General features: G+C 47.5%; 20 protein-coding genes, 1 tRNA gene and 1 riboswitch. Of the genes, 11 read left to right on the top strand and 10 right to left on the bottom strand.

Translation table 11 applies throughout. The features are described 5' to 3' along the window. Positions 1-90: 90 nt before the first annotated feature. The 5 genes from ACN08X_RS05140 to dnaK form a co-directional block, all read right to left on the bottom strand. Positions 91-1539, bottom strand: coding sequence for an alanine/glycine:cation symporter family protein (locus ACN08X_RS05140; RefSeq protein ID WP_419101984.1), 1449 nt, complete (start codon positions 1537-1539; stop codon positions 91-93). 256 nt (positions 1540-1795) lie between these two features. Further along, positions 1796-2221, bottom strand: coding sequence for a heat shock protein transcriptional repressor HspR (locus tag ACN08X_RS05135; protein WP_419101983.1), 426 nt, complete (start codon positions 2219-2221; stop codon positions 1796-1798). Positions 2222-2223: 2 nt separating this feature from the next. Beyond that, entirely contained in the window at positions 2224-3177 is a 954-nt protein-coding gene (locus tag ACN08X_RS05130) for a DnaJ C-terminal domain-containing protein (protein ID WP_419108099.1), read from the bottom strand. 183 nt (positions 3178-3360) lie between these two features. Next, positions 3361-3945, bottom strand: a complete 585-nt coding sequence (locus ACN08X_RS05125; RefSeq protein ID WP_419108098.1) for a nucleotide exchange factor GrpE — start codon at positions 3943-3945, stop codon at positions 3361-3363. Positions 3946-3948: 3 nt separating this feature from the next. After that, positions 3949-5790 carry a molecular chaperone DnaK gene (gene dnaK / locus ACN08X_RS05120; protein WP_419108097.1) on the bottom strand — a complete coding sequence of 614 codons (1842 nt, stop codon included), beginning with the start codon at positions 5788-5790 and terminating at the stop codon, positions 3949-3951. A gap of 479 nt (positions 5791-6269) precedes the next feature. Here dnaK and ACN08X_RS05115 point away from each other — a divergent pair, with 479 nt between their 5' ends. The 4 genes from ACN08X_RS05115 (at position 6270) to ACN08X_RS05100 (ending at position 9299) form a co-directional block, all read left to right on the top strand. Beyond that, entirely contained in the window at positions 6270-7157 is an 888-nt protein-coding gene (locus ACN08X_RS05115; protein ID WP_419108096.1) for a hypothetical protein, read from the top strand. A gap of 151 nt (positions 7158-7308) precedes the next feature. Further along, positions 7309-7788, top strand: a complete 480-nt coding sequence (locus ACN08X_RS05110) for a low molecular weight protein-tyrosine-phosphatase (protein ID WP_419108095.1) — start codon at positions 7309-7311, stop codon at positions 7786-7788. Between the two features lie 22 nt (positions 7789-7810). Beyond that, entirely contained in the window at positions 7811-8392 is a 582-nt protein-coding gene (locus ACN08X_RS05105) for a tRNA (adenosine(37)-N6)-threonylcarbamoyltransferase complex ATPase subunit type 1 TsaE (protein WP_419101977.1), read from the top strand. A 28-nt stretch (positions 8393-8420) separates the two neighbouring features. After that, a complete protein-coding gene (locus ACN08X_RS05100) occupies positions 8421-9299 on the top strand; it encodes an aminodeoxychorismate lyase (protein WP_419108094.1) in 879 nt (292 codons plus the stop codon). 17 nt (positions 9300-9316) lie between these two features. Here ACN08X_RS05100 and ACN08X_RS05095 read toward each other — a convergent pair whose 3' ends face one another. The 3 genes from ACN08X_RS05095 to ACN08X_RS05085 are packed head-to-tail and all read right to left on the bottom strand — an operon-like array spanning position 9317 to position 12356. Further along, entirely contained in the window at positions 9317-10120 is an 804-nt protein-coding gene (locus ACN08X_RS05095; protein WP_419106441.1) for an energy-coupling factor transporter transmembrane component T family protein, read from the bottom strand. Beyond that, the gene (locus tag ACN08X_RS05090) at positions 10120-11757 is read right to left on the bottom strand and encodes an ABC transporter ATP-binding protein (RefSeq protein ID WP_419108093.1); all 1638 of its coding nucleotides are present in this window, start codon (positions 11755-11757) and stop codon (positions 10120-10122) included. Before ACN08X_RS05090 ends, ACN08X_RS05095 begins: the two co-directional genes overlap by 1 nt. 2 nt (positions 11758-11759) lie before the next feature. Beyond that, on the bottom strand, positions 11760-12356 hold the full coding sequence (locus ACN08X_RS05085) for an ECF transporter S component (RefSeq protein WP_419101973.1): 597 nt from the start codon (positions 12354-12356) through the stop codon (positions 11760-11762). Positions 12357-12407: 51 nt separating this feature from the next. Next, positions 12408-12510: riboswitch (TPP riboswitch) on the bottom strand. A 191-nt stretch (positions 12511-12701) separates the two neighbouring features. Between ACN08X_RS05085 and ACN08X_RS05080 the strand changes: the two genes are divergently transcribed. Both ACN08X_RS05080 and ACN08X_RS05075 read left to right on the top strand, forming a co-directional pair. Next, positions 12702-12980 carry a DUF4235 domain-containing protein gene (locus ACN08X_RS05080; protein ID WP_419103942.1) on the top strand — a complete coding sequence of 93 codons (279 nt, stop codon included), beginning with the start codon at positions 12702-12704 and terminating at the stop codon, positions 12978-12980. A gap of 252 nt (positions 12981-13232) precedes the next feature. Further along, positions 13233-14582, top strand: a complete 1350-nt coding sequence (locus ACN08X_RS05075; RefSeq protein ID WP_419108092.1) for an MFS transporter — start codon at positions 13233-13235, stop codon at positions 14580-14582. 107 nt (positions 14583-14689) lie between these two features. On the opposite strand, the gene ACN08X_RS05070 is transcribed toward ACN08X_RS05075, so the two are convergent. Together ACN08X_RS05070 and dcd are read right to left on the bottom strand one after the other, a co-directional pair. Further along, a complete protein-coding gene (locus tag ACN08X_RS05070) occupies positions 14690-15823 on the bottom strand; it encodes a hypothetical protein (RefSeq protein WP_419108091.1) in 1134 nt (377 codons plus the stop codon). An 8-nt stretch (positions 15824-15831) separates the two neighbouring features. Next, positions 15832-16419, bottom strand: a complete 588-nt coding sequence (dcd, locus tag ACN08X_RS05065) for a dCTP deaminase (RefSeq protein ID WP_419108090.1) — start codon at positions 16417-16419, stop codon at positions 15832-15834. A gap of 114 nt (positions 16420-16533) precedes the next feature. Here dcd and ACN08X_RS05060 point away from each other — a divergent pair. The 5 genes from ACN08X_RS05060 (at position 16534) to ACN08X_RS05040 (ending at position 20409) form a co-directional block, all read left to right on the top strand. Next, positions 16534-16607: transfer RNA gene (locus ACN08X_RS05060), tRNA-Gly, on the top strand. A gap of 541 nt (positions 16608-17148) precedes the next feature. Further along, positions 17149-17385: a hypothetical protein gene (locus ACN08X_RS05055; protein WP_419108089.1), complete on the top strand. Its 237-nt coding sequence runs from the start codon at positions 17149-17151 to the stop codon at positions 17383-17385. 740 nt (positions 17386-18125) lie between these two features. Continuing rightward, positions 18126-19139, top strand: coding sequence for a hypothetical protein (locus ACN08X_RS05050; protein WP_419108088.1), 1014 nt, complete (start codon positions 18126-18128; stop codon positions 19137-19139). After that, positions 19132-19737 (top strand): ATP-binding cassette domain-containing protein, encoded by a 606-nt coding sequence (locus tag ACN08X_RS05045; RefSeq protein WP_419108087.1) that lies wholly within the window; start codon positions 19132-19134, stop codon positions 19735-19737. The genes ACN08X_RS05050 and ACN08X_RS05045 overlap by 8 nt, the downstream gene beginning before the upstream one ends. 108 nt (positions 19738-19845) lie before the next feature. Beyond that, positions 19846-20409, top strand: coding sequence for a hypothetical protein (locus ACN08X_RS05040; RefSeq protein ID WP_419108086.1), 564 nt, complete (start codon positions 19846-19848; stop codon positions 20407-20409). The last annotated feature ends 611 nt before the right edge of the window (positions 20410-21020 follow it).

Genomic DNA, 21020 nt, shown 5'->3' with positions numbered 1-21020 from the left:
GGGCGGGGCGGAATACAAAACTGTATTCCGCCCCGCCCCATGTGATAGGTGTTCGTCAAAGAAAGCACTTACACAATGCTTGTTAGACGGTTAGCGTCCGGTCTTCTCGTAAGAATCAATCGCACCGTCATGGCCTTCCATGAACTGGTCGATTTCTTCTTTCGTTGCTGTCAGGTGAGGATCATTCTTCAAATACCAGCGAGTCTCACGAACAATCAGACCTGAGAGGAGGAGCAAACCAATCAAGTTTGGAATAGCCATTAGACCATTAGCAATATCTGAGAATGTCCATACAGTCGTTAGTTCAACAGTGCATCCGATGAAAACTATGGCCGAGAAAAATACACGGTAAGGTAGCACACCAGAACGGCCTAAGATACGTTCGATACAACGTTCCCCGTAGTATGCCCACCCAAGAATTGTAGAGTACGCAAAAAGTACCAGACCGATGGTGACGATCCAACCACCAATCGGACCAATTTCTTGGCTAAATGCCCAGTTCGTCATCGTAGAAGCAGAAATTAGTTCGCCGTTCTCGCTCTGATGCCAAGCACCGGTAATAATCAAAACGAGACCGGTACATGTCACCACAATAATCGTGTCGATAAAGGTCTGTGTCATGGAGACCATGCCTTGACGTACAGGGTGAGTTGTCTGCGCAGCGGAAGCAGCAATAGCAGCAGAACCCATGCCGGATTCGTTCGAGAAAATGCCACGAGCTACACCGTACTGAATTGCGTAGATGAGTGCTGAACCTGCAAAACCGCCTACAGCAGAAGTGCCGGTAAATGCCTCTGAAAAGACTGTAGCGAATGCTTCAGGAATCTGCCCTAGGTGTGTTCCTAAAATGTATAGAGCGCCACCGACGTAGAAGATAATCATGACGGGAACGAAAGCGGAGGTAACTTTACCAATGGATTTGATGCCTCCGAGGAGTACGAAGAGCGTCAAGAGCGCCAAGATTGTGCCGGTAAAGCCAACAGGAACGTTAAAAGTGGTGTATAGGTTACCGGCGATTGAATTACCTTGGGTCATGTTACCGATGCCGAAAGAGGCAATTACCGCAGCGATTGCAAAGAATATTGCAAGAGATTTGCCGAGCGCTCCACCAATACCACGTTCAAGGTAGTATTGTGGTCCACCGTTGACTTCACCTTTTGAGTCGTGGGTGCGGAAACGTACACCAAGAAACGCCTCAGAGTATTTAGAGGCCATACCGAAAATAGCGGTGACCCACATCCAGAAGAGAGCACCTGGACCGCCAATAGAAATAGCTGTTGCTACGCCTACGATGTTACCGGTACCAACTGTTGCAGCAAGAGCAGTAGTTAGTGCCTGAAATTGAGAGATGTCTCCACCTTGTGCGTCAGCATCTTTACGGTCAACAAACGCTAGACGGTTCGCCACAATGAGTTTGGTCAGTTGGATGAATCCGAGGCGAATACTCAGATAAATACCTGTACCTAGAAGTAAAGGGATGAGGACGAAGGGCCCCCAAATAAAAGAGGAAATCGCCCCGAGGACGTCGTCGATGTTCATATGCGTTCCTTGTTGTTTTCGCCCGTTGCGAGCGGTTTCCTAGCAGATGTGTGGTGTTGCAGATAGTGTTGTTCCTTGTTGAGAGAAACCACAGCTACTGCTTGAAAGCACAGCTTACGTGACGGGCGACACTATATGCAACTATGTCCACCAAGTAAGACGACAAGCAGAGCATAGAAAAATCTGCCGTACCCATTCAACAGAACAAACCTGTTAAGAATAGATACGGCAGAACCTTTATCCATAAAATATGTAGTTATCGAGGCTGATAGAGCACCATAGCTCGAGAACGAGCGTGGGCAGACGGGCGTTTACCACGAGGAACCCTCACGATGTCGCCAGAAACGCCAGCAGCAAAGACGCGAGAGGACTCCCCTAATCGAGTCTTCGCTGTTGCAAGCTCTTGACGTAGAGACTCTATCTCGTAACGCAAGGTCTCTACTTCAGATTCAAGCCCCATAATACGGCGAATGCCTTCAAGAGAAACACCGTCTTGAGATAGCTGCTGAATCTCTTGCAGCTTCGCCACATCTCGTGCTGAGTATCGACGAGCACGTCCCGGCGCACGCTGAGGCTGAACTAAACCCAGACGGTCATATTGACGCAAGGTTTGAGGGTGCATCCCTGCAAGCTCAGCTGCCACTGAAATAACAAAAACCGGTTGATCTGCTGATAAACCCATACTTACTCAGCTGCTTTCCGTAGAAATTCGTCTCGTACAGTATCGTCATCTGCAGCAGCAAGGAACGTATCAAAAGCTTCTTGCGCCTGTTCAGAAAGATTCTGAGGAAGATGAATTTCTGGAATAACCATCAGATGACCTGCCCCGGTTTTAGAGGGGAATCCATAGCCTTTAGCACGAAGTTTTACACCGGAAGAAGAACCAGCAGCCAAACGGAGTTTAACAGTCTTACCAGAAGGGGTGGGGACGCTAAGAATAGTTCCTTGAACAGCTTCTTTAATGCTGATAGGAATATGGACAATCACATCATTGCCTTCACGCGTAAAGACGGGATGTTTACGAACCTTAACGACAACCGTCAAATCGCCAGCTCCACCAGGACCGGTGTGCCCCTTACCGCGCAACTTAATTTTTTGTCCATCTTTAATGCCAGCAGGAATACGAGCTTTAGCTTCAGAGCCATCTGGACGAATAACAGAAGCAGTCGTTCCTCGATAAGCATCAGCAAAAGAAATGGTGACACTTGTTTGAGCGTCTTGACCTTTAGGCGCAGGCTGAGAAAAACCACCGAAACCGCCGGCAGAAGCACCCCCAAAACCTCCACCTCCGAAAAGACCACCCAATAGATCTTCGAGATTAACGTTACTGGAGGTCGAAGTGCTACTGAAACCTCCGGGGAATCCAGAACCTCCGGGGAATCCTCCCCCACCAAAACCAGCGGCACCGTATGTGCGAATCTGGTCATATTCTTCACGCTGTTTCTTATCAGAAAGAACATCATACGCTTCAGATACTTCTTTAAATTTTTTCTCAGCTACAGTATCTCCAGGGTTCTGATCTGGATGATATTTACGTGCTAATTTTCGATATGCCTTTTTAATGTCAGCATCGCTCGCTTTCTCAGAGACGCCCAGCACCTTGTAGAAGTCTTGATGAAGCCAATTTTCGCTAGCCATGTTTTGACGCCTCCTTTCAAAAGCGTTCCTTAAGTTCTCTTAAAATCTATATAACAAGAGGCAGTTAATCCCTCTCTGTCAGAGGCACGTTCCTGCCATATCAGGTACGGTACAGAGGAGTAAATCCCCTAAGTATAGTGCAGGCGGACCCGCTGATTCGAGCCCGCCTACACTTTTATCTATTTACATTGCTGCCGCAACAGCAACCTGTGCAGTTCGCACAATTCGATCATTCACACGATACCCATGTCGCAACACCATTGCTACATGGTCTTCTGGAATGTCCTCAGAAGGCTGCTGCAGAACAGCTTCGTGAACCTTCGGGTCGAACTTATCGCCGACAGCACCATAACGTTCCATACCCTGCTTACCAAGAGTTTCCTCTAGCTTATTAGCGATGGCAGCAAACGGGCCTTCTTCAAGGTCACCATGCTGACGAGCTGCATCGATATCATCAATGACTGGCAGCAAAGCAGATACCACATCAGAGATAACAAACTGACGCAACTGTTCCTTCTCTTTTGCGCTGCGGTTCTTGAAGTTCGTGAACTCTGCCTGTAACCGGCGCAAATCCTCGAGGCGTTCAAGTGCCACCTGCTCAAAATCTTCAGCTACTTCTTCAGAGGCCTCAGCTTCTGCTGAAACGTCCTCAGGTAGAGGTTCTGTTGCAGCGTCTTCTTGTGGCGCTGGGTGTTCTGGTGCAGAAGGAGCGTTGAAAGCTTCTTCCAAAGGATCAGTGTTCTGAGAGTTGTTAGTATTCTCGGACATCACTTATTTCTTTTCGTTGTCGTCATCGATGACTTCGGCGTCTACTACGTCGTCGTCAGCTTCAGCAGCACCTTCTTGAGTTGCTTCTGCCTGAGCTGCGGCGTAGATAGCTTCGCCAAGTTTGCTCTGGCTAGCCTGCAATTTCTCAAATGCAGACTTGACAACGTCGTCATCTTCACCTTCGAGAGCCTTCTTGAGTTCGTCGACATCTGCCTGAACTTCAGTCTTGACCTCTTCAGGGAGCTTATCGCCGTTCTCCTTGATAAGTTTTTCGATGGAGTATGCAGCAGTTTCCGCTTGGTTGCGGGTTTCTGCAGCCTCACGACGAGCCTTATCCTGTTCAGCGTGTGCTTCAGCATCCTTAACCATGCGGTCGATGTCTTCCTTAGAGAGGGAAGATCCACCGGTAATGGTCATGGACTGTTCCTTGCCGGTGCCCTTGTCCTTAGCGGATACGTGAACGATACCGTTTGCGTCGATATCGAAGGTCACTTCAATCTGAGGAACGCCACGAGGTGCAGGAGCAATACCAGTTAGCTCAAAGGTACCGAGGTTCTTGTTGTCGCGAGTAAATTCGCGTTCACCTTGGAATACCTGAATAGAAACAGAAGGCTGGTTGTCTTCTGCAGTGGTGAAGGTTTCGCTACGCTTGGTAGGAATTGCGGTGTTACGTTCGATGAGTTTAGTCATCACACCACCCTTGGTTTCGATACCAAGAGATAGCGGAGTAACGTCGATGAGAAGAACGTCTTTGCGGTCACCCTTGAGCACGCCTGCCTGAATAGCAGCGCCCATAGCAACAACCTCATCAGGGTTAACACCCTTGTTAGGTTCGCGACCACCGGTCAATTCTTTGACAACTTCGCTTACTGCTGGCATACGGGTTGAACCGCCCACAAGAATTACGTGTGCAATCTCAGAAACGGAAACACCAGCTTCTTTAATAACATCATTGAAAGGCTTCTTAGTGCGTTCAAGTAAATCAGCAGTCATATCCTGGAACTTTGCACGAGAGAGTTTCTCGTCCAAGTGGATAGGACCTTCTGGTGTTACAGAGAGGTACTGCAAAGAGATATTGGTTGAGGTTGCAGAAGAGAGTTCTTTTTTAGCTTGTTCAGCTGCTTCACGAAGACGCTGAAGAGCAATCTTGTCTTTAGAAAGATCAGCGCCGCTCTTGGACTTGACCTGTTCGAGCAGCCAGTCGACGATACGCTGATCCCAGTCGTCGCCACCGAGGCGGTTGTCGCCGGAGGTTGCACGAACCTGAATGGTAGAGAATCCGTCTTCGTCCTTGCCAACTTCAAGCAAGGAAACGTCGAAGGTACCACCGCCAAGGTCAAACACGAGGATGAGCTCGTCTTCTTTACCCTTGTCTAGTCCGTATGCCAACGCTGCAGCAGTAGGCTCGTTGACGATACGTAGTACGTTTAAGCCTGCGATTTCGCCTGCTTCTTTAGTTGCCTGACGTTCTGCGTCGTTAAAGTATGCAGGAACGGTGATAACGGCGTCGGTTACGGTGTCGTTGAGGTATGCCTCTGCGTCACCTTTGAGCTTCATCAGAGTACGTGCTGAAATTTCTTGAGCGGTGTATTTTTTATCGTCAATATCGGTGGTCCAGTTGGTTCCCATGTGGCGTTTTACCGAAGCAATGGTGCGGTCGACGTTGGTAACAGCCTGACGTTTTGCGACGTCACCAACAAGGACTTCTCCATCTTTAGAGAATGCAACGATAGAGGGGGTGGTGCGCGCACCTTCTGCGTTAGCAATAACGGTAGGTTCGCCGCCTTCAAGAACTGAAACGACTGAGTTTGTGGTACCGAGGTCAATGCCTACTGCACGTGACATAATATGCACTCCTTAGAGATAGATGTTGTTTTCTTAGATATTTAGCTTTATCGAACAGCTTTTTCGATAAGCGCTTGTCTTAAGTTTCTCACTTCTTATCTATTTGTCAATAGAGTTGAGTCTAATTAACTCAACTTTATTTATATGGATAGCAGTATTTTTGCGTATGTTTACCTTAGAACACTCGAAAAAACGGCCTAAGAACCGGCATTTATTGAGTAAATATTGTGAACTGTTCGCTTTCAGCAATTAATTATTGAGGGGTGTTGCTCCACCGGTTGAAAAGCCATATAAGACTTCAGAACCAGCCGATACGTAACCATCAGAAATATGACACATCTACCTAGCGGACAGGTGTAAACACTTGTCCCTACAATTCTGTTCTTTCATGTCTCCTCTACAAAAAACTGACATACGCTAGAGCAAGACCGAGCGCACTATCGCGCCACCTATCACAAAACATATGTTAGGAAGACAGCATGACTCACTCAGAATCACGCCGCATCGTCCTCAAAGGCGCAGCCTTAGCAATCCCAGCACTGGCTATCACTACCACAGCGGCATTCTCCAATAGCACCGGCACCGATGATAATCAGGGACACGGCCACCATCACGGCGGTCATGGTAATGGTGGAAGCACCGGTGGCGGACACCACGACGGTGGGCACGGAAACGGTGGTCACCAAGGTGGAGGTCACGGTAACGGGGGAAGCACCGGCGGACACGGTGGCCACGGGGGACACGGTGGAGCAACAAACCCCTCATACCCAACGCTACCTGCAGGATGCCCCGACGGAGCATGGCGCAAAGACATCCCTTGCGCGTCCTTTATTGACCAGTCCAATGGTGAAGGACGAGCATGGCATTGGGGACGTGAAGTCTCACTAGCGCTCTCCGCAGAAGACGCAGGACCTAACGGCTACGACGTACAGTGCTACATCGTCCCCGTTAACAATGATTACAACCGCACTAACGCCTACGGCAACGCAAGCGCACGCTTCCAATCCATCACCACCGGGTCCGGAAGCGCACCAGGATTCTACGCCGGTAACTGGTCTGCACCAGTTAACGTTTCTGGCGCAGTCATCCCCCACTCATTCAACGGTTCCACCGGTAACCCCAACGGCTCTGATATCGTTCTACCCTCAGGCTCCATCATGGTTCAAGCACAGAAACTACGTTTCTCCGGCAAAACCGGAATTGGACGCCTCAACCTCAACCTCAATAACCGTTGGTTCTCCTCCGGAAAGAGCTGGGTCAAAGCTATCTGGGTTATCCGCAACAACGACATGGGACACTGGCACGTACTTGACACCGTCGGATATGCAGGTCCCATCAACCGTTCAGCATACGACGGGAAATTCTAAACTCCATCTCGTATAAAAATTCTTAAGCGGTTTCTTTGGTTCTCCTACTAGGAGGAGCAAAGAAACCGCTTTTTCTATCAGTTCTCCTACCCCACCATCTATTCACAAGAAAAGATAGGTAATATCTCCCCCACCATGAAAAGATAGAAACATGAATAAAATCTTGGTTGTCTGTACAGGAAATATTTGCCGGTCCCCTATGGGGGAATACCTCCTCAGAGAGAAAATCACATCACTACAACTCAATGTTGAAGTATCCTCATGCGGAATATCTTCTGAAGAATACGGAAACCCTATCGACCCAAGAGCACAAAAAGTCCTCAACGAACGCGGAATCGACAGTAGCAAACACCGTGCCAAAACCTTCACACGAGAAGACTTTGACATATACCACCTTATTCTTGCCATGGACACCAACCATTACCAATGGTTACAGCAACTCGCACGAAACCCCAAAGACCAAGAAAAAATACACCTCTGGCGTGAATACGACCCGCAACTATGTAACACACCGTTCAAAGAACTCGGCATCTATGACCCTTGGTATGGAACTCAAGAAGACTTCTACTGCACCCAACGCATGATTGAAGATGCCATACCCGGAATTATCCACTACATCCAGTCCCACTAAAAACGAGGAAAATTCAACGCCCATGAGCGTACTGTGCATTGAAGAACAACAGCTACTCGAAAAAATCCACCACAACATCTGCCAACAAGGCGCGCCCAAAATTATCACTATTGATGGACGAAGCGGGGCCGGAAAAACAACGTTCTCCCATAGCCTCTACACCTACCTTAACCAACGCAACATTCCATCCCAGATCTTCACCCTCGAAAATCTCTATCAAGGATGGAACGGGCTACAAGCAGGTATCAAGCAATGGCACCGCAACCTCAATAACCTCAGTGATAACCCGCAATCACCCCTCATCTGGTTCGGTTGGGATTGGGAAACACAACAACCCACAGGACCGCACCTCACGACAATTGACCCACGCCAAACGCTCATCGTCGAGGGCGTTGGCGCCACACCGCCTCACAGCTACCAAGCACCATTTAACGTCATCACATGTTGGCTCGATATGTCATCACATCACCGCAAAGAACGAGCGCTCAACCGTGACGGAGAAACATACCGCCCCTATTGGGATACGTGGGCAGAACAAGAAAACCTCCAACTACCTGCACACCCAGCATCACATATTGACTATATTTTCTCGCCACCTGTATAAAACGACATCTCAAGAATAGGATGAAATTATGACAACAGTAGTAATGCTCACCCCTCAGCACCCAGAGGGTGAACTCGTAGACCCCTCACGCCCACTTATCAGCATCGAAGATGAAGGACTCACCCGCGGAGACGGCGTCTTTGAAACGATGATTGCTGTCAATCGCAGCATCCGAAAATTTGACGCGCACTTTGAACGGCTAACAAATTCTGCCCGAAAATTGCAACTCCCTCTACCAGCAAAAGAGCACCTTACTCAAGCGCTTAAGACCGCCCTAGAAAATGCCGAACAGGCTCACACCACGACGCTAGGTGAAGAACACACCGTCAAAATTATTATTTCTCGTGGTACCACAGTAAACGGCCCACACAGCTGGGTTACCGTCGCGCCGACGCCTCAGAATACCCTCGACCAAAGAACCCACGGTGTCAAAGCAATCACTCTGCCTCGCGGACATGATCCTGCTCAAGACACCGCATACCCGTGGCTACTTGCCGGCGCAAAAACTCTCTCGTACGCCATCAACATGGCCGTCCTACGATACGTACGAACCCAAGGAGCAGACGAAGCAATCTTCATCACCGATGACCGCCGTATTCTAGAAGGCGCAACCAGCTCTGTCATTGTGGCACAAACTATTAATGGGCAAAAAACCCTCCTCACCCCAGAACCAAACCACGGAATCCTCCCCGGCACTACCCAAGGAATGATTTTTGAGCAAGCACGCAAACACGGCTGGGAACTCAAATACCAAGAACTTTACCCTCAGGATTTGCTCGAATCTGAAGGTGTCTGGTTAGCCTCTTCCGTACGGCTTATCGCTCCTGTAACACACCTCAACGGAACAGCATTAGCAACGTCCCAACAGACCACTGAAGAATTCTTAGCATTCCTTGCAGAAGGGTAAAACACGCAACCTTAAAACTACTGCCAGATAAAAGTTAAGGTACCGGATCCTAAAGCACCTAAAACACCTGCCAAAACCGTCAGTACAACACCCACCGTAAACCATACGTCTACGAGACCGTACTGCGGTATACGAGCCCAAGTGCGAGTTGAAGCAGACCCAAAACCGCGGGCCTCCATCGTTATAGATAAGCGTGTACCACGACGAATAGCCTGAACTAACAAGGCGAAGCTCTGACCACAAAACGTTTTAACACGTTGCCACAACGTATCTTCTGATCCAAGACCGCGAGCGCGTCGAGCCTGCCCTAGTGTATTCCATTCGCTCAACAACAACCCGACAAGACGTAAAGCAACCAATGCTCCGAGCACAAAACGAACCGGCAATTTTGCGCTCTGCGCCAAAGAATCAGCAACGTCCGTTGGGTCGGTTGTTAGCATGAGCATCATCCCAGGAAGAACCATTGCCAAGCCACGAATAGTCAGAACAATACCTGTCACAAGAGAACCAGTGCTCATCGACAAAAATCCCATGTCAAAAAGCATCGTCCCTGTCTTCTCCACCAAAAGAGCAGTCGACCAGCCCGATAGTAGAACACCAAATAATACAGGCCAAAGCTGACCCAAAAGACGCACAGGGTTCAACCCCAGGGCCCATAAACCCACTAACTCGATACAAAAGATGATGGTGATGCTCACCCAATCTTTGAGCAGAATAAGGATAATTGTCAGAAGCAAAGTGAGCGCAACTTTAACCCCTGCATTAACGCTTCCAAGAATCCCTTCTTTTTCTGCGGTAGACGCAAAAATATCAAAACTCATCAACGTTCTTCTTCCCCGTGATAGTCTGATTCCGCGATAAGCCTTAGCTGTATTCCTCCTAAAGCACGCACAAAATCATCATCGTGAGTTACTGAAACGACTGCTGTGCCCTGTTCCAAGAGTTCTTGAATCAAAAGCACCAATTCCTTCCATGTATGAGCGTCTTGACCAAAAGTAGGTTCGTCAAGAATGAGGACCTGAGGTGCTGTTGCCAATGCGGTTGCTACAGAAAGACGGCGTTTCTCACCCCCAGAAAGGGTGAACGGGTTTGCTCCTTCAAGATGACGCAAACGTAAACGTTCAGATAACGCGTCAATACGGTGTTTAAGAGCTTGTTCGTCGACAGGTTCTTGACGAAGCCGCGCAAGTTGTCGTGGCCCAAATTCAAGTTCTTCACGTACCGTAGCAGTTAAAAACTGTTGCTCAGGTTCTTGAAAGACTAGACCAATACGCGAAGCAATATCACGAGAACGCCACTGTGTCATATCAGGTGAAGGCTCCTTATACTGCCGTGACGGTGAAGGAGCAGCGTCTTCTAAAAATGCTGACGTTGCTACAATCTCCCCAGAAACAGGGTAGAGTAACCCAGCTAAGGTCAGAGCAAAAGTAGATTTTCCGGCACCATTACAGCCAAGGACACTTGTATGTTCACCAGCTCGGATAGAAGCATTAATCCCTGAAGAAACAATAGGCGCATCAAAAATATACGGTTCAGAACAATTCTTAAGGGCCTTTCGTCGTTTACGTCGCTCTCGTGCAGAAGGATAATGACGAGTTACTGCCACATTACGAGCACAAATTAGCTCTGCCCCAGTCTGTTGCGTTGAAGGAAGAACCTCTGGCGTGTAGTCAGGAACCCATACCCCCGCAGAAATAAGCTCTTCCCTCGCTTCTGCAAGAACCTCAGTAGGTGAACCATCATGAGTAACACGTCCTCCTGCACCAAGAACAATAATTCTGTCCATATGCTCAGCCCACACACCAACACGGTGTTCAATAACGACAAGGGTTGCTCCCGTATGTTTTTGTGCGCGTATTACGGCATCACGAACATCTTCAACACCAGCAGGATCAAGATTTGCTGTTGGTTCATCTAAGAAAATACCACCAGGATGCATCGCAAGGATGCCAGCCAACCCTAGTCGTTGTTTTTGTCCGCCAGATAGGGCACTCGTCGGATGTGATAAGTCAAACTTCTCTAAGCCAACATCTGCTAAAGCACGTTTAACACGTTCCCATATTTGTTCATGCGGCACACCTAAATTTTCGGGACCGAAAGCAACATCATCTCCTATACGAGATAGCACAATAGATGACTCTGGGTCCTGTTGCATGAGTCCTACTGCACCGTGAGCATCTTCAGCAGGTATATCATCAATGGTGATAGTGCCCTGTTGAGATTGACCATCATCGTCGTGTAATAGCCCGCCCATGGCGTGTAGAAGGGTTGATTTGCCTGCGCCAGAAGAACCCAAAAGAAGCACTTTTTGTCCAGGTTCAATGGTCAGATGTACAGATTCTAGAGTAGGTTTTTCTCGTCCTGCGTAATGCCAACCAAACTCACGTACACTAATACGAACGCCACGCACCGGCTGAGAGTCAGCAGGCGGTGGCGTTATGGAAGATGTTGTATCCACGGTTAGGCGCGTGCTCGTTTCGACCGTCCAGAAGCCAAGGACGACAAGACACCCGTTTGTGCTAGTGCTTTCATTAAGAACCACGAAAGAACCCCAGCAAGCAATGCCCCAGAAATCGTTCCGCATGCCGTGTAAACCAGCATCTTTGCAAAAGAAAGCTCATTTGCGTAGTAGATGATAATTTCTGAGACGCCCATACCGAAACCAGATACTGCGCCGGCAAGAGCTGCGACCATAATATTCCACTGGCGGTAAAGGAATACCGCAAAAATTAGTTCTGCACCAAGACCTTGGATTAAGCCTGAGATAATAACGGACATACCAAAATGTGTGCCAAGGATACCCTCAATAATGGCGCCAAGAAGTTCACAATATAGTGCTGCACCAGGTTTACGGATAACAATTCCGCCCAGCACACCAGCAATCAGCCAGCCACCGCCAATAAGAGGCATATATTCTGGTACCGTTGCAAAAATCGTTTTTGCCAGCGGGTAAATCGCAACAGACCAGAACCAGAAAATGAGTCCGCATGCTACGGACAGGACAGAGGCGATAACGATATCGTTAACTCGCCACGCTAAAGAAGATTTCTTAGCCATCGTAAATTTTCCTTCCCGAATACAGGAAGGGGAACGTTACACTACGTGAACGTTTGAGAGAACTCGACTTCCTAAACGCCGGTACTAACCGGATCAGGTTCGAGGGTCTGCTTTCGCACTCTCAGCACCCTACGGTGCTCCCCTGTCGCTTCTATACGTATATGTTTATACGGCTTTATTGTCAAAGCCTTGTTCAGTATAGTTTGTTCACCACGTTCAATTCCACCCTCCAGAGAAGTTATGACAATATCTGCAGTTTCCACGCTTTCTTAGAGAATTATTCGTGAGTAGTAATACGCTGTTGGGCTTCTCCTGTTATAGGATTGCTAAGGATACTCATCAACGATGGAGAAAAACATGAACCCCATTAATCTTGTAGGAACCGCAGCTTCTCTTGCTGGCATCACCGTGGCAAACAAAGCGCTCTCTGCAACATGGAAAAAAGTAACCGGAAATGAACCACCCGCAAGCAACCCCGACGATGATGAGCGTTGGCGAGACATCATTCTATGGTCACTGTTAACAGGTCTTGTTGGTACCGTCATCAAAGTCAGCATTACTCGCAAAACAAACGAGGTCAAAGCAAAACGCAAAAATGACCCCATCGGACAAAACGAAGTCTAAGAACAACATCTCTTAGAAAACCTCATCCTCGTGTAGACGGCAACAGTCATTTTGTTGCCGTCTACACTTCTTTAAACCCCATGAACTTACCGCTCATCAGCATTAACAAATCCTTTGAAGATAAGCCCACTAGAAGTGAACCTTAGACGGTGCGCATAGTTCTGGTAAAAAGTACACAAATTTCTTCACTTTATCTTTGTTTCTGCGGGTATTTCACACCATTACCCACGCTCAATAGATACTCTTATCCTTATGAGCAAACACGCCAAAGAGCAGAACGAATCTGTGCCATTAGGGACCCGAGGCACCATCACAGCCTGGGCATTATGGGACGCCGGTGGCGCCTCCTTCAACGCGGTCATGACAACATTCGTCTTCACCGTCTATCTCACCAGCAAAGCATTCGGCGATCCCAAAGACGCCTCCGAAATGCTCTCCACAGGCCTCGCCATTGCAGGACTGCTCATCGCATTACTTGCCCCCGTCACAGGACAACGTGCAGACGCATCAGGTCAACGCACCCTATGGTTAGCAGTCAACACATTCCTCACAGCCGTGCTCATGGCACTTTGCTTCTTCACATTCCCCGAACCACAATGGCTTCTCTACGGTGTAACGCTCATCTGCGCAGCAAACGTCATGAACGAGTTCGCCATCGTCAACTACAACGCGCTACTGCCAGAACTATCAACGCCCTCAACGGTTGGAAAAATTAGTGGTATCGGATGGTCTGCAGGCTACTTCGGCGGCATTATCGCCCTAGGAATCGTCCTCTTCGCATTCGTGGGGCTCAGCTCAGACACAGGTTTCTTAGGTATCTCACCCGATAACTCTTTGAATATTCGTGCAGTCGCCATCTTCTCAGCAGTATGGTCCATCGTGCTTAGCACGCCGCTTGTTATTGCGCTCTACCGTCACGACCGTCGTCACCCCAAAAAACCAGTAGCACCCAAAGTTGGGCTCATAGACTCCTACAAAAAGCTCTGGGCAACACTAAAAGCCCTCTACAAAAACTCACCTAAAACCCTCGCATTCCTCTTTGCCTCCGCAATCTTCCGTGATGGCTTTACCGGCATTTTCACCTTCGGCGGTATCGTCGCCGCAGGTACTTTTGGGTTTAGCACCACAGAAATCATCATTTTCGCTATTGCAGGTAACGTTGTTGCCGGTATCGGTGCACTTCTCGGCGGTAAATTTGATGACCTCATCGGACCCAAACGAGTTATCGTCTCTAGCCTTGTCTTCTTGCTCATCTCTGCAACCCCGCTCCTATTTGTCCAAAGCCCTATTGTCTTCTGGATTTGTGGATTAGGGCTCTGCGCTTTCGTCGGGCCAGCACAATCCGCGTCACGAACCTACCTCTCCCGTATCACCCCACCCGGGCATGAAGGAGAAATCTTCGGACTATACTCCACCACAGGACGCGCAGCAGCACCCCTAGCACCGCTACTATTCGGACTATTCGTCTGGGCATTCGGTGCACAAATCTGGGGTATTCTTGGCATCATGGTGGTTCTCGCAGTAGGCCTGCTCCTGACCCTGCCACTACCACGAGTACACCGCAAAGAACACCAAGAAACCCTCGAAAAAGGGCAACTATAATACGCCACTTACCGCTTATCAAAGAATAGGGTGGGTGCTTACATCGTTGTGTAAGCACCCACCCTAGCTTTTGTGTTGCACCATACGATACAACAGCTACTAAAACATCATGGTTTCTGATAATAAATCATCTGAGAATCCACAAGATTCTGCAATACAGCAGGGAACTGATCATCAGGAATAGGCCCATACTGCTGTTCAATCCTCTGACGAAAAACATCCACAGGCAACGGCTCATCCAACAACAGCCAACTATCAGCAGCGAACTCCGACACCTCAGACATCCGCCCACCACCATAAATTAACGAAGCATCATCCAAAAACACAGCAGACGTACCCGACATACGAGACACAAGGCCCGCCGGTACTTCCTGCTCAACAGAATGAACAATCTGCCACGACGCAGAAGACTCCTCCGCCGGTGAAGACAATAACTCCCTAAACACCGGCAACGTCTGAGAAATCTCAGAATACACCACACGGCGCACACCGCCACAACGCTTCATCGCATTCAGCAAACGAGGTAAACCATCATCGGTGAGCAACAAACCAGAAGTCTGACCAGCAATCTCCACTAACGCCTCAGCCCAACTCACATCCTCCACATACGGAACAGTTGGCTCCTCAACACGCCCCAAAAGCACAATACGAGACAGCTGATACGAAAAATTATCTGGCGCAACTACCGAAATACCCAAAGACCCCGGATCTATCTGATGTTTAGGAGAACCCTTCTCCACAATCACCGACAACGGCTTAGGATACGGACGTACACATAAATCATCCTGCACAACAGCCGTCTCATCCGACAAATACGCAAAATGCTGACCCAAAAAACGAGACGCCGTCGTTTTACCACGCCCTGACGGGCCAATCAAAATCATGGCACGACCAGAAGATTCATCACCCAAGGCAGCCGCATGAAAAAGACTCACCGAACCAGCTAAAGTACGAAGCATCGCCAACGTCACCTCAACCGTCAAACGCTCTTGAGCGGCATCAACATGCTGAACGCTCAAAAACTGCAAGCCTTCAACACCCCGATATTTTTCAGGGCAACTCAACTCCGCAGAAACAAAAACTTTCCCATCCGCGGTGCTCTGCTCTAAATCGCCCACACAACGAACCGGGTCCATCGCCGCCCACGAACTCAGAACGTCCGCAACCAATGACTCTTCAAGAGAATCGTCAAAAAATAATTCGACGCTCGTACCCGCGGGGCATAAACGTATAGCGCGCATCAAAAACCCTAACCGTCCGAAACGATATTAGTACGATGAAAATTCAGATAGCTACGCGAAGCCGTCGGACCACGCTGACCCTGATAACGGTTGCCGTATGCGCCATCACCATAAGGGTGCTCAGCCTCTGAAGACAACCGGAAAAAGCACAACTGACCAACCTTAGAACCAGGCCACAACATAATAGGCAACGTCGCCATATTTGACAGCTCTAACGTCACATGCCCCGAAAAACCAGGATCAATAAAACCAGCTGTAGAATGCGTCAAAAGACCCAAACGCCCCAACGACGACTTACCCTCCAAACGGGCAGCTACATCAGCAGGCAAGGTGACAGACTCATACGTGGAACCAAGAACAAACTCCCCCGGATGCAAAATAAACGGCTCACCCGGAGCGACCTCAACCAAACGAGTCAACTCAGACTGATCCGACGACGGATCAATATGCGGATACTTATGATTATCAAAAAGACGGAAAAAACGATCCAAACGAACATCAACCGACGCCGGCTGAATCATCGACTCATCAAAAGGTTCTAAAACTATACGACCGCCAGCAATCTCCTGGCGAATATCACGGTCTGAAATAAGCACACTCTAAAAATATCGTATTAAACGTACAGAAATTTTCATTTAGTACCAGAACGCGCTAAAGTATTCACAACATAGCAATAAAAATGAAGACAGACCGTCTTACCAACGCTATATGCGGCTGTAGCTCAATGGTAGAGCGCACGCTTCCCAAGCCTGATACGCGGGTTCGATTCCCGTCAGCCGCTCCATCTAGACACCCATTTGGATACAAAATATCCGAGTGGGTGTTTTTGCTTGTTATCGCGGTCTTCTAGGTGATGATAGTAACAATCGAGAAAGGTCAGGGTCGAGTGTAAGCAAGACCCAGCACAACCCAACCGAAGAAAAACACCTTCCAGACAAGTACACCTCAGTCAGCGAGTCAAACAGTCCATATGGTGGATACCCACGCATGTTTGGGCACAAGCCTCTGACCCCATCAAACCTATCGGAGATGGAAGGCAGGGCATGTTACGGCGGATTCGACCGCGCTATCAGAGGTGAAGGCGAAGCGAGTGGGAGCATATATGACGAACGCAAGCTTTTGGGGTTGTAGAGCATTTCACACCAATAATGTCATATGTGGTGAAAGACACATGCTGAGTGCTAATATTCTTTCGTAGCGCAATGGTGCACTACACAAAACCTAAGGAGTAATTCATGACTACAAGGTTTAAGGTGGCGGTCACGGCTATTGTTTCACCCGACCAATTTACCGGTTCTTGCTGCGCCTAGTCAGGAGGAAGGTATATGGAGAAGATGAAGCCACGTCTTTTGGATTCTCAGTTCTGGCGTTGGGCACTGTTTGGGATCCCAGTGCTAGCTCTGGTCGCATACTTTTTCACTTGGGATGAATTAACGAGTATCGAGGCAACATGGCTGAAGTTACTCATCGTTGCTGGTGAAATTGCTGCAGGATACGTTGGCCTGGCCATGCTGTTATGGTGGAATGCTTTCATGCAGCACCGGAATAAGAACAAGCGTTGATTACACTCGCCTGCATGCGTCAGTAGTGCAGGGGTCTTTACTCTGTTGCTTTGTGACACTGCCGCAAGCGGTTTGGCGTGAGGTTGAATAAGTCAGTACTGTTTGGGCGCTAATCCCTTTAGGGGTTAGCGCCCAAACACTTTATCGAGCAATTTGGAGGAGCTGAGTTTCATATTCTCTATTCCTCCTGGTGGTCAGCACTATTGCCAAGACAAGCGTTAAAGCTACTATTGGTACTGTCATTAATTTTTTAAGATAGTAGGTGGATATCCTTATACAGGGTATTTGACGGTATTTTTATGGTATTTATCTTCAGTGTGAGCGTTGTTCTGAATGTATAGGCGGTTCGAGTGTATTCGCTAAAGTCATGGGCTGGCTCACTTCTCATCGGCGTTCGGGCAGCGCTTTTATTCGAGACGCGTAAAGTAATGCATGCTACCCAAAGCCGTTTAGAATCTTTTGGGATTGAGACCCGTAATGCACGCACAATTTCTCGTGTGCTTGCTTATTTTTCGTGGATAAATATCGTTATGAGTCTAGTATGCTCATTTATCGCTCCTCCCCTTCAGCGAATTTTTGACCTTCAAACGTCCGATGCAAACGGAATGATCTTACTAATCTGTATGGGGTGCGTACTGTTTGTGCTGAACGTTGAGGCAAAGAATAGGCGTCGTCATCATCTTTTCCTCAGCTTATTATCTCCAGCTAGCCGATACGGGTTTTGTTCGGGGTCTCTGTTAGTGGCTCTTCCTATCGTGGTATTCACGATTAAACAGGCGATACATCTACAAACTAAAGTTTTATTCGAGGTAGTCTCAATTTATGTAATACTGCTAATGCTGCTTCTAGCCTTTGAGCGAAAAATGAGCACATTATTGGTTCGCGTCATCAACCTGACAGCCGTTGCGGTTGCTCTTGGGCTAGTGACATATTATTTTGATGTGAGCCAGTGGGGTGTCAAGTTATTTGCCCTCACAATAGTGCAATCACTTTTTGCCGGACTACTAACTGTATTAGCCACAATCACGACTTCTATTATGGCTAGTTGGCTTGGGAAGCACCGTTTGGGACCGAAAGATACCAAGACCCATCAAAAGATTGGAATACTTGTTGGTCTATCCCTTGCGCTGTCGTGGGTAGTGACTATTGTTTTACAGATGAGTGACCGCTTTTCACATTTAACAGGTCTTATTCTTGTTACTGGCATCATGTTGGGTTGCCTCTTGCTACGAGTACATGCGGCACGGTTTACCAACCCCGAATCACTAGGCATGGGTCTATTACTTGGTCGAGATTTGCAATTTTCTGGTGAGAAAATTGTAAGATTCTATCGTTTTAATTGGGTGCTTTTGTCATTACCTCTGTTTGTTGGAGGGGTTCTCTTTTTAGCGTTACAAGGTACCTATTCTGGAATCGTTCTTCTTTTTTCTCTTGTATTTTTGGAGTTAGCTGTCGAGGAAATAGCCATTCAGCGTCAAACAGTAGTTCTACCTTCGTCATCACTTAATTCATTAGGGATAATTTCTCGTTCTGGGTTAGGCGCTGGTATTGCTCTATCCATAGTGTGTTCCGTTTCGGGCGCTGTTGGAGTAACGCCTTCTATTCACTTAGACGAGAATTCTTTAAGCGTCGTTATTGCAAGTTTGTTATTTCTTGTATCGGCTGGTGTTCTCATGTGGCTTCGTTACCTCGACTCAGATAAGTGGTTGCTTTCAATTTTTTGCACACCGAAGGATCAAGATATAAATGATTAAAATTGAGGAACTATTTTTTTCGTATGGGAATCATGTTGTATTCGACGATGTTACGTTTCAACTACCAGAACGAGGTCTCGTAGCAGTCACCGGACGTAATGGGGTTGGCAAAACAACCTTATTACGAATTCTTGGCAGGGTATATCAGGCTCATTTCATTGGTTCGCCTCAATTTACGGCTACTTATATAGACACAGAATATTTAACTCTCGACACTTTAACGGTTGCTGAAGTAGTTGAGGTACTCTCTCGGCAGGGTAAGCATCTCAAAAGTGAGATGTTGTCAAAAAATCCTCTAATCGCTCAGCAGATGTTGAGTACCCAGTTAGGGGCATTATCTTTGGGGCAACGCCAAAGGCTCGTACTTGCAATAGCTTGTTCGTTACCTACCTCTTCGATGCTATTGCTTGACGAGCCTTTTAATGGGCTGGACGTTGAATCCTGTACGAGCGCTCAAGATCAGTTAGTGAATATTAGTCAAGAAAAGTCGATTCTTTTTGCGACGCATAATTTACAGGATATGAATGAGCTAGCAACGCACATTTTGCACATTGATGGACCGCATCTGATTTCGTTAGAGAAAAACACTCCAAAATGATTGGGCAAAATTACTCGTAATGTATTAAGCGTTGTTCTACTTGTATAGAGCAACGGTTACCGGATGAGATGAAATCATTATTTTCTTCACCGATAAAGGACCCATAAAATGTTAACGACACCGTCACATGCTCAACAAACCGATGTATCACAACGAACGCTCATCCCTGTAAGTCTCCGTATTATCTTAGGACTGGTGTATACCGCATCTATCCTTATTGCTGTAGAGAATTTACTCGTTACGCAACTTAATTCTTTTGGTGGGTCACAGGTTTTATCTCCGAGTGCAACTATGGTTTTCTTGCGTGTTATCACTGCTGGATGGGCTCTTTTACTGACTCTTTTCCAAGGTGTAGCGTTGAGTATTCTTTTTACGGTTTCAACGGGCCTTCCCCGCCCAAGAATTGGCGAAAGCTGGGCGTATATTTTAGTAGCGCAGATGCCATTTTCACTCGCAGTATTCACACTATTTGTTCTGGGCAAAACTGACGCTCTACCAATGGCTTATGGGCCGTATGTTCAACAGCTATCAGGAGTGATAACAGCAATTGTTTTTGCGGTCTTTGCTTCACGAGGGAAGCAGGTTGTGTATCCGAGACTCGTTGCATTTATTGTGCTAACAATCGCGGCTAATTCTGCAATACTCTTGCTAACAAGTCAGATACACGCATAAGGCATCATCTAGCACTGTCTAAAAGTTGAGCAAGCTAGATTAGAAGATTTATCTGTTCCTCCGTCCTGTCTATGCTTCATGGTAGACACCGCGCGGGTATAGGCGAACCATATTTTAGTCAGGACGCTAAGCTTAATAGTTAGGTAGTAAGCCATGTCCTCAAGATTCTATTGAGCCAATATTATGGTGATTACAAACTATAGTTTTTCAGAACATCAGTGCCCTAATAACGGAGATGTTGAGGAAAGACTGCGACTGTTTGTCAGAAGATAATGCTTAAATTAAATCTTCGTCATGATATTTAGCCATCTAGCATTCTCCTTCTATCACTGAGGCAACAAGGTATTTTACTTTGGGTTGCGGGTGTATAGCGATATAGCTTCTATACTCTTTACTTATCTAAGAATTCGGATAGGATAGTAAAAACATCTTTAAAATTGATAAACTAATCGTGACAATGGTGATGGTTAGTTGGCTGTAATTAGGGTGGCCGGTTCTAGCTGGTTACGAAGGAGTAAACACTATGAATAGCTTCAGCTATTGCCATAAGCCTATTTGGAGTAAGCAGTGTCAGATTTTTTGTCAAAATCATTTTTAAGAACAAATAATCG

It is taken from the genome of Rothia sp. P6271 (genome assembly GCF_048512995.1).
In the GTDB taxonomy this organism is placed as follows: domain Bacteria; phylum Actinomycetota; class Actinomycetes; order Actinomycetales; family Micrococcaceae; genus Rothia.
The sequence above is the reverse complement of the archived record's forward strand: the minus strand, read 5'-3'. Positions and strand labels throughout refer to the sequence as shown.

Bases quoted from the DNA above. Each gene is read 5' to 3' on its own strand.
- ACN08X_RS05140 (WP_419101984.1), bottom strand. From the start codon at position 1,539: ATGAACATCGACGACGTCCTCGGGGCGATTTCCTCTTTTATTTGGGGG.
- ACN08X_RS05135 (WP_419101983.1), bottom strand. From the start codon at position 2,221: ATGGGTTTATCAGCAGATCAACCGGTTTTTGTTATTTCAGTGGCAGCT.
- ACN08X_RS05130 (WP_419108099.1), bottom strand. From the start codon at position 3,177: ATGGCTAGCGAAAATTGGCTTCATCAAGACTTCTACAAGGTGCTGGGC.
- ACN08X_RS05125 (WP_419108098.1), bottom strand. From the start codon at position 3,945: ATGTCCGAGAATACTAACAACTCTCAGAACACTGATCCTTTGGAAGAA.
- dnaK (WP_419108097.1), bottom strand. From the start codon at position 5,790: ATGTCACGTGCAGTAGGCATTGACCTCGGTACCACAAACTCAGTCGTT.
- ACN08X_RS05115 (WP_419108096.1), top strand. From the start codon at position 6,270: ATGACTCACTCAGAATCACGCCGCATCGTCCTCAAAGGCGCAGCCTTA.
- ACN08X_RS05110 (WP_419108095.1), top strand. From the start codon at position 7,309: ATGAATAAAATCTTGGTTGTCTGTACAGGAAATATTTGCCGGTCCCCT.
- ACN08X_RS05105 (WP_419101977.1), top strand. From the start codon at position 7,811: ATGAGCGTACTGTGCATTGAAGAACAACAGCTACTCGAAAAAATCCAC.
- ACN08X_RS05100 (WP_419108094.1), top strand. From the start codon at position 8,421: ATGACAACAGTAGTAATGCTCACCCCTCAGCACCCAGAGGGTGAACTC.
- ACN08X_RS05095 (WP_419106441.1), bottom strand. From the start codon at position 10,120: ATGAGTTTTGATATTTTTGCGTCTACCGCAGAAAAAGAAGGGATTCTT.
- ACN08X_RS05085 (WP_419101973.1), bottom strand. From the start codon at position 12,356: ATGGCTAAGAAATCTTCTTTAGCGTGGCGAGTTAACGATATCGTTATC.
- ACN08X_RS05080 (WP_419103942.1), top strand. From the start codon at position 12,702: ATGGAGAAAAACATGAACCCCATTAATCTTGTAGGAACCGCAGCTTCT.
- ACN08X_RS05075 (WP_419108092.1), top strand. From the start codon at position 13,233: ATGAGCAAACACGCCAAAGAGCAGAACGAATCTGTGCCATTAGGGACC.
- ACN08X_RS05070 (WP_419108091.1), bottom strand. From the start codon at position 15,823: ATGCGCGCTATACGTTTATGCCCCGCGGGTACGAGCGTCGAATTATTT.
- ACN08X_RS05055 (WP_419108089.1), top strand. From the start codon at position 17,149: ATGGAGAAGATGAAGCCACGTCTTTTGGATTCTCAGTTCTGGCGTTGG.
- ACN08X_RS05045 (WP_419108087.1), top strand. From the start codon at position 19,132: ATGATTAAAATTGAGGAACTATTTTTTTCGTATGGGAATCATGTTGTA.
- ACN08X_RS05040 (WP_419108086.1), top strand. From the start codon at position 19,846: ATGTTAACGACACCGTCACATGCTCAACAAACCGATGTATCACAACGA.